The organism is Pseudomonas sp. BF-RE-22 (assembly GCF_019956155.1).
In the GTDB taxonomy this organism is placed as follows: Bacteria; Pseudomonadota; Gammaproteobacteria; order Pseudomonadales; family Pseudomonadaceae; genus Aquipseudomonas; species Aquipseudomonas migulae.
In genome coordinates this window covers 1-8,355 of sequence record NZ_JAHBDD010000075.1, presented here as the reverse complement: position 1 = coordinate 8,355, position 8,355 = coordinate 1, and the positions used below count along the sequence as shown (strand labels likewise).

Below are 8,355 nucleotides of genomic sequence, written 5' to 3'. Positions count from 1 at the left end.
CGCCCCCTCGAGAGGCCGAGCGCAGGTTCTGCGCAGTGGGCAACCCGGCATGGATGCCGGGTTAGCCGCGCACGGCCAGGGATGGCCGATCGCGGCGGGCCCACGGAGCAGGACCGGAGCGAGGGCATGCCGAGCCTAGGCGAGGCACCGAACGAAAGGGGCAAGAGCCCTTTGGTTACTTTGGGGCTTTTCCAAAGTGACTCGCTGTAAGAGCGAAACCAATAGCCGCCCTCACCGAAGAAACGGATATGCCCCCATTGTTACGTTTCCTGCAAAGCTGAATCAGCCCCAGCCCCCTTTATCCATCACCACCAAGGACTAAACTTCAAGCATCAAAACCAACACCGAGCACACAAAAATGAAAACCCTGACCACCCTGTTTCTGACCCTGATCGCCACCTCAGCCATGGCCGCCAGTGAGCCCGCCGCCACCCCGTACGACCCGGCGCAACCGCTGGACATCGCCAAGGTGGTTTCCGTGACCGACACCGCAACCGCGTGCGACGTCGTGCCGGCAACCATGGTCTACATCGACCATCAGGGCCAGACCCATCGCGTGACCTACCAAGTCATGGGCAACTGCACAAGCAACCTGTAACACCTGGCATCACACGATCAGCCGTTTAGCCTGCAACGCCAAATCATGCAGGCCGGCCAAACGCGCCATGATCCGTTCGACCACCTCGACCCTGGCCACCGCACCGCTTTGCAATTCCCCCATCGAATGCAAAGCCACTCCAGCCTTTTCCAGCCCCAGACGGGTGGAGCCGGATAACTGCTGAATCCCCTGGCGTGCATGCTCCGCCGACTGTTCCAGCCCCGTGGCGATTTGCCGGATCTGCGCACTGGAGTCCGCGGCCTGACGCGAGAGATTGCGCACCTCATCGGCGACCACCGCAAACCCTCGGCCATGACTGCCCGCCCTCGCCGCCTCGATTGCCGCGTTGAGCGCCAGCAAATTGGTCTGACGGGCGATGTCCTGGATGCTGCCGACAATCGCGCCGATGCGCATCGACTGACTGCCGAGCTCATCGAACACCTGATCCAGACGCTGCATGTAGAGGTTCAGGTCCTCCAGCACACTGGCCGAAGACTGCATGCTCTGCGCACTCGCCTTGACCCGATCGCCGGCCGTGCGCGCCAGTTGATTGGCAAAGCGCATGTCTTCCTCGGTTTGCAGCACCGACTCGGTCAATTGCTCCAGCTTGACCTGCAAGCCGATGTTGTAAGGCGGTTGTTCTTTTTCAATGGTCATAGCAGCGTCCAGGTGTAACTGAGGATCAGGCGGTTTTCGTCGATGTCACTGCGGTAGTTGGAACGGGCCATCACGTTGCGCACGCGAATCCCGAGGCCTTTGAGGCTGCCGTTTTGCAGCACGTAGCCGAGGTCGAGATCACGCTCGCGATCCTTGCCCTCGAACCCTTGCCCTGTGTCGACGTTATTACCGGAAATGTAACGCACGGTGCTGGTCAGCCCCGGCACACCGAGGGCGGCGAAGTCGTAGTCGTAACGCGCCTGCCAGGAGCGTTCGTCGGTAAAGGCAAACTCGTAGGTCGGCACCTCGTTGCCCAGCGGCGAGATGTTGGCGAAGACACGCGGGAATGCGCTGTCACCGAACATCCCCTGATAACCGACATAAAACGTGTGACCACCGCGCTTGGCCGACAGCAGCGAGAAGAACGCCTGGTTATCGATGTTGCCCAGCAGCTTCTTGCCGTCTTCGCGCGAATCGTAATAACCAAGGTTGGCGCCCAGGGTCCAGTCGCCCATCGGCTGGCTGTGCTTGAGACCGAGAAAACGCTGGTTATAGATATCTTCCAGTTGCCCGAACCAGGCGCTGACCGAGCTGCGTTTATCGTTGAAGGCGTAATCGGCGCCGGCAAAGTTGAAGCCATCACTGCTGACCTGGCGCTGCGGCACGTGGCCGAGCATGGCCTGCATCTTTTCGTCGCCCGCCTCGTTGCGCAGGCTGGTCGTGTTCAAGTGACCACCCTGCAAAGTCAGGCCATTGATCTCATTGGAGCTGATGCTTGCACCTTGATAGCTGGGCGGCAGCAGACGGATATCGCTGAACGCCAGCACCGGCAGATTGGGTTGCAACTCCCCGACCTTCAGCTCGGTTTTGGAGTAACGCACCTTCAGCGCCGCTTCGAGACGGCTGTAATCATCTGCCGCGCGCCCGTCATCCTTGACTGGCAGCAAACCGGTATTGACCCGATCCGGGCTGCTGTCGAGTTTCAGGCCGAGCAGGCCGATCACATCCACACCAAACCCGACAGGCCCTTGGGTGTAGCCGGATTTGACGTTAAGGATGAAGCCCTGCGCCCACTCTTCGGCCTTCGATTGTTTGTTCGCCCCGACGATGTCGGAGAAGTCCCGGCTGAAGTAGTAATTGCGTGCCTGCAACGTGGCCGTGGTGTCTTCGATAAAGCCGCCCTCAGCCGCCATCGCACCGGTGGAGAAACCCGAGACGAGCGCCATGGACAACACGGAACCGGTTGTTGGAAGAATCTGTTTCATCGTTTTTTCTCTTATTTTTATTGATCGACAGTTGGAAGTGCTTCAGCCGCCGCGCTTTCGCGACGGGCGTTTAACAACACATGGGTGACCATGCCGAAAATCAGTCCCCAAAAAGCCGCGGACAAACCCAACAACGACATGCCCGAAGCGGTGGTGAGAAAGGTCACCAGCGCGGCTTCGCGATCACTCGGCACCGCCATTGCGCCGGCCAGTGCCCCGGCAATCGCGGCGAACAGCGCCAGCCCGGCCAGCGCCGCAATCAGCTCTTTGGGGAACGCCGAAAACAGCGAAACCAGGGTGGCGCCGAAGATGCCCAGCAGCAGGTAACACAGCCCGCCGACCACCCCGGCCACGTAGCGCTTGCCGGGGTTTTCATGGGCCTCGCGACCGGTACAAATGGCCGCAGTGATCGCCGCCAGATTCAGCCCGTGGCAACCGAACGGTGCCAACAGCGCCGTGCCCAACGCACTGCTGGCGATGATCGGGCCGGACGGCGTCGCGTAACCGCTGGCCCGCAGCACCGCCATGCCGGGCACGAACTGGCCGGTCAGCGCCACCATCACCAGCGGCAAGGCAATGTTCAGCGTCGCACTCAGGCTGAACACGGGCGTGATCCACACCGGCGTGGCCAACCCGATCACCAGCGCTTCGCTGTGCAAATCACCACCGAGAAACGCCATCGAGCAGCCTACCAGCAGCACCATCACCACCGCATAACGCGGCATCAGCCGTTTGCAGATCAGGTACGTGGCAAACATCGCCAGCACCAGCAACGGTTTGCCCTGCAACGAGACAAACAACCCGGTGCCGAAACTGAACAGAATCCCCGCCAGCATCGCCGCCGCAACAGCCGCCGGCAGTTTGCCGATGATCCGGTCAAACGCCCCTGACACCCCGACCAGGAAAATGATCAGGCTGCTGACCAGGTACGCGCCCACCGCCTCCGGCATCGAGATCCCCGGCAACAGCGCCACCAACAATGCCGAGCCCGGCGCCGACCACGCGATGATCACCGGCACGCGGTAACGCAGGCTCAAACCAATGCCGAGCACCGCGCTGCCGATGGAAATCGCCCAGACCCACGACGACAACACTTCCCGCGACAGGTGTGCGGTCTCGGCCGCCTGGAAAATAATCACCAACGGGCCGGCATAGGAAATCACCGTGGCGATAAATCCGGCGACGGCCGCCGACAGGGAAAAATCCCGGACAAACGTTTTCATGAAGCTTCGCCGACAGACCCGTCTGGCGAACCGTTGCGCAGGCCCGACAGCGCTTGCCTGTGACTGCGCTGACTGCTGATCGCAAACACGGTCATGGCTATCGCGGCCACCGCGCCGGGCAAGGCAAACGCCATGAAGTTGAGTTGCAGCGGCAGGCTGATCCCGAGCAAGGCACCGCCCAGCAGCGGCCCGACAATCGCGCCGTTGCGTCCGATGCCCGAGGCCCAGCCCAGACCGGTGGAGCGAATGGTCATGGAGTAGAACTGCGCGGCGCAGGCGTACAACAGAATCTGCGAACCGATGGTGGTGGCGCCGGCGATGGCGATCAGCAGGTACAGCAGCGGCATCGGGCTGTTGAAACCGAGCAAGGTGATCGACACGGCGGCCACGGCGAAGAACACCGCCAACACCCGTGGCAGGTTCAGTTTGTCACCCAACACGCCGCCCCCGACCGCGCCGAAAATGGCGCCGAAGTTGAGCACCAGCAGGAACGACAGGCTCGAACCCAGGCTATAACCGGCGTTGGCCATCAGTTTCGGCAGCCAGGAGCTCAAGGCGTAAACCATCAGCAAGCAGCAGAAAAACGCCAGCCACAACATCAGCGTGCGCAGCGCGCGCCCCTCGCGAAACAGTTGCAGCACAGGGGTGCCGGTGCCCTTCACTTCGCTCATGTGCAGTTGATCGCCGGACTGCGCGACGTACGCCGGATCGACCCGTTGAAGAATGGCCCGCGCCTCTTCATTGCGCCCCTGACGCAGCATGAAACCCACCGACTCGGGCAGGAAGTACATGATCAGCGGCAACAACACCAACGGCAGCACCGCGACGTAAAACACCGACTGCCAGCCGAAGCTCGGGATCAGCACGATGCCCAGTCCCGCCGAGAGCATGCCGCCCACGGAGTAGCCGCTGAACATGATCGCCACCAGCGTGCTGCGGATTTTCTTCGGCGCGTACTCGTTCATCAGCGCCACGACGTTAGGCATCACCCCGCCAATGCCCAGGCCGGCGATGAACCGGCACAGGCCGAACTCGGTGGGGTTGCGGGCAAAACCGTTGAGCACGGTAAAACCGCTGAAGAGCATCACGCAGATAGTGATGGCTTTCTTGCGGCCGATCTTGTCCGAGAGCGGGCCGAAAAACAGCGCGCCGAACATCATTCCAAACAATGCGTAACTTCCCAGCGCGCCGGCCTGCAAGGGACTGAGCCCCCACTCCTTCATCAGCATCGGCAGCACCACGCCGTAAATCACCAGATCGTAACCGTCGAAAATGATGATCAGGGCACACCAGAACAGCACCATCCAGTGGAAGCGGTTGAATCGAGCGTTGTCGATAACCTCATGTACGTCGATCTTGCGCATGGCATTCATCTCTTGTTGTTGTTTTATTCAGAACGTCGGTAAAGCGGCTAACGTCCCGTAAAGCCGAGGGTAAAGCTGCCAGGCGCGGGGCAATATCCGCTTTGCGCAGATCGCTATCCGTTTTGTGCAGGGCCCTGAAACGGGCACGGGATGGGGCAATGGCGTTACAGGCTTTTGCTCTTCTCCGACAAACTGTCTTCTTTGCGAACGCATTTGAACGCTAAGCTTGGGCCTATGGACGACTCAGATTACTTACGCCTGCTGACCATTGCGGCCGAGCAAGCCAACGCGTTTCTTTCCAATGCCCGCAAATGGGAGCGTGAGCGTTGGGTGTGCCAGCGCCTGCTGCAAGGGCTGAACATTCCTTACCGCACCGACGAATTTGCGCCCGCCGGGGAGCCGCCGGACGTGCTGTTTCGCGAGGCGAATTTCGAAGTGTTTTTCGTGCTCGACGAAGGCCGGCGCCTCAACGATGAGTGGCGCGATGAACTGCAACGTCGACGCAGTGCGTTTTCGCTGAGTTCGCTGGTGCGTCGCGAAGCCAAACCCAGGCGCATTCCGGCCAATGAATTCCTGCTGAGACTGGCGCCGACCTTGCGCAAAAAAGCGCACAACTACAAAGAGCGCGGCATGGACCTGGGCGAGCTGGACATCATCGCCTTCGCCAGCCTCAAGCGCGAAGTGCTCGACCTCAATAGCCATTTCCCGCCGCCTACCGAATACTTGCGCCAAGGCTGGCGCTCGTTGTCGCTGGTGGGGCCGACCTTCGCCCGTGTTTTATTTGCGCATCCCGACGCTCCGGATTTCCTGCGCAGCAACCTCGGTCGCAGCATCGTCTTCGATGTCGGGATCAGCCTGTGAGTCCATTGCAGGAACTGATCGCTGAGGTCCCGCAAACCGGCCGCGTACGCTGGATCGGCGTGCGCCCGCAGCCACACGTGCCGATGATCGAACTGGAAGCCGTGGAGGCACGACTCGAGGCCGGGCTGACCGGCGATCGCGCCCGCCCCGGTGTACGCAATGCGCGGCAGGTGACACTGATTCAGTGGGAGCATCTGGCGGTGATCAACTCGCTGATGGGCCGCTCGGAAGATAATCCGCTGTTGCCTAATGATTTGCGGCGCAACCTCGTTATCAGTGGGATCAACCTGTTCAGCCTCAAGGGTCGCCGTTTCAAAATCGGCCAGGCGATTTTCGAAACCACCGGTTGGTGTCAGCCCTGCGCGCGCCTGCAAAACAACCTCGGCCCTGGCACCTTTCAGGCCGTTCGCGGACATGGCGGAATCACCGCCCGAGTGTTACAAAGTGGAATCATTCGCCTGGACGATACGGTCAGCGTCGAGCCTGTTCCAGCGAGCGGCTATGCTCCGTTCAATGCGGGCTGATGTGTTACACCGCCGCCCGCATGTAGCTTCCCTACATTCAGCAACGTCTACCCCTGACGAGGCCCAATATGACCAGCCGCCTGAACCCCGACGACCAAAAGCATGTCGAAGAGTACCTGCACCTGTCCCAGCACCGAGTCGAGCGCCGGCCTTTCCGGCCGTGGATGCTCCTGGTGGTGGTGCTGGCAGCGACTATTGGCCTGGGCCTGTTGAGCCGATTTATCAGTTACCTGACGCTATGAGCTGCATCGCGCTCGCTCGGGTAATTGCACCGATTTCTTTTAGCCTTGCGAGATATCCCCATGACTCATCGTATTGTCATCGTTGGCGGCGGCGCCGGCGGTCTGGAGTTGGCTACCCGTCTGGGTAAGACTCTGGGCAAGCGCGGCACGGCCAGTGTGATGCTGGTCGACGCGAACCTGACCCACATCTGGAAACCGCTGTTGCATGAAGTGGCGGCCGGTTCCCTGAACTCTTCCGAAGACGAACTCAACTATGTTGCCCAGGCAAAATGGAACCACTTCGAGTTCCAGCTGGGGCGCATGAGCGGGCTTGATCGGGCACAGAAGAAAATCCAGCTGGCCGCCACCTATGACGAAGCTGGCCTGGAACTGGTACCGGCGCGTGAAGTGCCGTACGACTCGCTGGTGATCGCCGTCGGCAGCACCACCAACGATTTCGGCACCCAGGGCGCGGCGCAACATTGCCTGTTCCTCGACACGCGCAAACAGGCCGAGCGCTTCCACCAGCAACTGCTCAACCATTACTTGCGCGCGCACGCCGGGCAGACGGACGTGGTGCAGCGGATCAGCGTGGCCATCGTCGGCGCCGGGGCCACGGGCGTCGAGCTGGCCGCCGAACTGCACAACGCCGCGCATGAACTGGCGGCTTACGGTCTGGACCGGATCAAACCGGAGAACATGCACATCACCTTGATCGAAGCCGGTCCACGGGTGCTGCCAGCATTGCCGGAACGCATTGGCGGGCCTGTGCATAAAACCCTGGAGAAACTCGGGGTCAATGTCATGACCAACGCAGCCGTTAGCGAAGTGACCGCCGACAGCCTGATCACCGCCGACGGCAAAGTGATCAACGCCAGCCTGAAAGTCTGGGCTGCCGGGATTCGTGCGCCGGGTTTCCTCAAGGACATCGACGGTCTGGAAACCAACCGCATCAACCAGCTGCAAGTGCTGCCGACCCTGCAAACCACCCGCGACGAAAACATCTTCGCCTTCGGTGACTGCGCGGCCTGCCCGCAACCGGGCACCGATCGCAATGTGCCGCCGCGCGCCCAGGCTGCACATCAGCAGGCGTCGTTGCTGGCCAAATCGCTGAAGCTGCGGATCGAAGGCAAGGCTTTGCCTGTGTACAAGTACACCGACTATGGCTCGTTGATTTCGCTGTCGCGTTTTTCGGCTGTGGGTAACTTGATGGGCAACCTGACCGGCAGCGTGATGCTCGAGGGTTGGCTGGCGCGGATGTTTTATGTGTCGCTGTACCGCATGCACCAGATGGCGCTGTATGGCGCGTTCCGCACGGCGATGTTGATGCTGGGCAGCAAGATTGGTCGCGGGACTGAGCCGCGCCTGAAACTTCACTGATATACATCCCTTGTGGGAGCGAGCCTGCTCGCGATAGCGGAGTGTCAGTCACCACATGAGTTGGCTGACACACCGCCTGTCTCTTATACACATCTCCGAGCCCACGAGACACTCGCTAAACTCGTATGCCGTCTTCTGCTTGAAAAAAAAAAAAGGATCAAAATCCACGTATCGATAAACCAGGCGCAAATAGACGCCAGCTACAACACACACGTTGTTACAAGACCCATGCCCATCTCGGTTTCCAGTTTTTTGGAAACCC

The 8,355-nt window shown here is 60.6% G+C and carries 8 protein-coding genes and 1 pseudogene; 5 read left to right on the top strand and 4 right to left on the bottom strand.

From position 1 onward, the window contains the following. Positions 1-358: 358 nt before the first annotated feature. A complete protein-coding gene (locus tag KGA82_RS26065; RefSeq protein ID WP_223453089.1) occupies positions 359-598 on the top strand; it encodes a DUF2790 domain-containing protein in 240 nt (79 codons plus the stop codon). Between the two features lie 9 nt (positions 599-607). Here the strand turns inward: KGA82_RS26065 and KGA82_RS29585 are convergent. From KGA82_RS29585 to KGA82_RS26045, 4 genes and pseudogenes are all read right to left on the bottom strand, one after another. Beyond that, positions 608-1,009: pseudogene (locus KGA82_RS29585) on the bottom strand (methyl-accepting chemotaxis protein); the annotation flags it as partial. Positions 1,010-1,251: 242 nt separating this feature from the next. Further along, complete coding sequence (locus KGA82_RS26055; protein WP_207285532.1) at positions 1,252-2,520, bottom strand: OprD family porin; 1,269 nt, start codon at positions 2,518-2,520, stop codon at positions 1,252-1,254. 17 nt (positions 2,521-2,537) lie between these two features. Then, positions 2,538-3,743, bottom strand: coding sequence for a benzoate/H(+) symporter BenE family transporter (locus KGA82_RS26050; RefSeq protein ID WP_192419968.1), 1,206 nt, complete (start codon positions 3,741-3,743; stop codon positions 2,538-2,540). Beyond that, positions 3,740-5,107 (bottom strand): aromatic acid/H+ symport family MFS transporter, encoded by a 1,368-nt coding sequence (locus KGA82_RS26045; RefSeq protein ID WP_008028725.1) that lies wholly within the window; start codon positions 5,105-5,107, stop codon positions 3,740-3,742. The genes KGA82_RS26050 and KGA82_RS26045 overlap by 4 nt, the downstream gene beginning before the upstream one ends. 234 nt (positions 5,108-5,341) lie before the next feature. Here KGA82_RS26045 and KGA82_RS26040 point away from each other — a divergent pair, with 234 nt between their 5' ends. From KGA82_RS26040 to KGA82_RS26025, 4 genes are all read left to right on the top strand, one after another. Beyond that, positions 5,342-5,968, top strand: a complete 627-nt coding sequence (locus tag KGA82_RS26040) for a DUF1780 domain-containing protein (protein ID WP_032828736.1) — start codon at positions 5,342-5,344, stop codon at positions 5,966-5,968. Next, a complete protein-coding gene (locus KGA82_RS26035) occupies positions 5,965-6,492 on the top strand; it encodes an MOSC domain-containing protein (protein WP_008028728.1) in 528 nt (175 codons plus the stop codon). Before KGA82_RS26040 ends, KGA82_RS26035 begins: the two co-directional genes overlap by 4 nt. Before the next feature lie 68 nt (positions 6,493-6,560). Continuing rightward, positions 6,561-6,734, top strand: coding sequence for a DUF3094 domain-containing protein (locus KGA82_RS26030; RefSeq protein ID WP_223453088.1), 174 nt, complete (start codon positions 6,561-6,563; stop codon positions 6,732-6,734). A gap of 60 nt (positions 6,735-6,794) precedes the next feature. Then, entirely contained in the window at positions 6,795-8,093 is a 1,299-nt protein-coding gene (locus KGA82_RS26025) for an NAD(P)/FAD-dependent oxidoreductase (protein ID WP_192227994.1), read from the top strand. Positions 8,094-8,355 lie beyond the last annotated feature (262 nt).

What these genes read in the sequence shown, in the direction of transcription:
- KGA82_RS26065 (WP_223453089.1), top strand. Translation starts at nt 359, where the DNA reads ATGAAAACCCTGACCACCCTGTTTCTGACCCTGATCGCCACCTCAGCC.
- KGA82_RS26050 (WP_192419968.1), bottom strand. Translation starts at nt 3,743, where the DNA reads ATGAAAACGTTTGTCCGGGATTTTTCCCTGTCGGCGGCCGTCGCCGGA.
- KGA82_RS26045 (WP_008028725.1), bottom strand. Translation starts at nt 5,107, where the DNA reads ATGCGCAAGATCGACGTACATGAGGTTATCGACAACGCTCGATTCAAC.
- KGA82_RS26055 (WP_207285532.1), bottom strand. Translation starts at nt 2,520, where the DNA reads ATGAAACAGATTCTTCCAACAACCGGTTCCGTGTTGTCCATGGCGCTC.
- KGA82_RS26025 (WP_192227994.1), top strand. Translation starts at nt 6,795, where the DNA reads ATGACTCATCGTATTGTCATCGTTGGCGGCGGCGCCGGCGGTCTGGAG.
- KGA82_RS26030 (WP_223453088.1), top strand. Translation starts at nt 6,561, where the DNA reads ATGACCAGCCGCCTGAACCCCGACGACCAAAAGCATGTCGAAGAGTAC.
- KGA82_RS26040 (WP_032828736.1), top strand. Translation starts at nt 5,342, where the DNA reads ATGGACGACTCAGATTACTTACGCCTGCTGACCATTGCGGCCGAGCAA.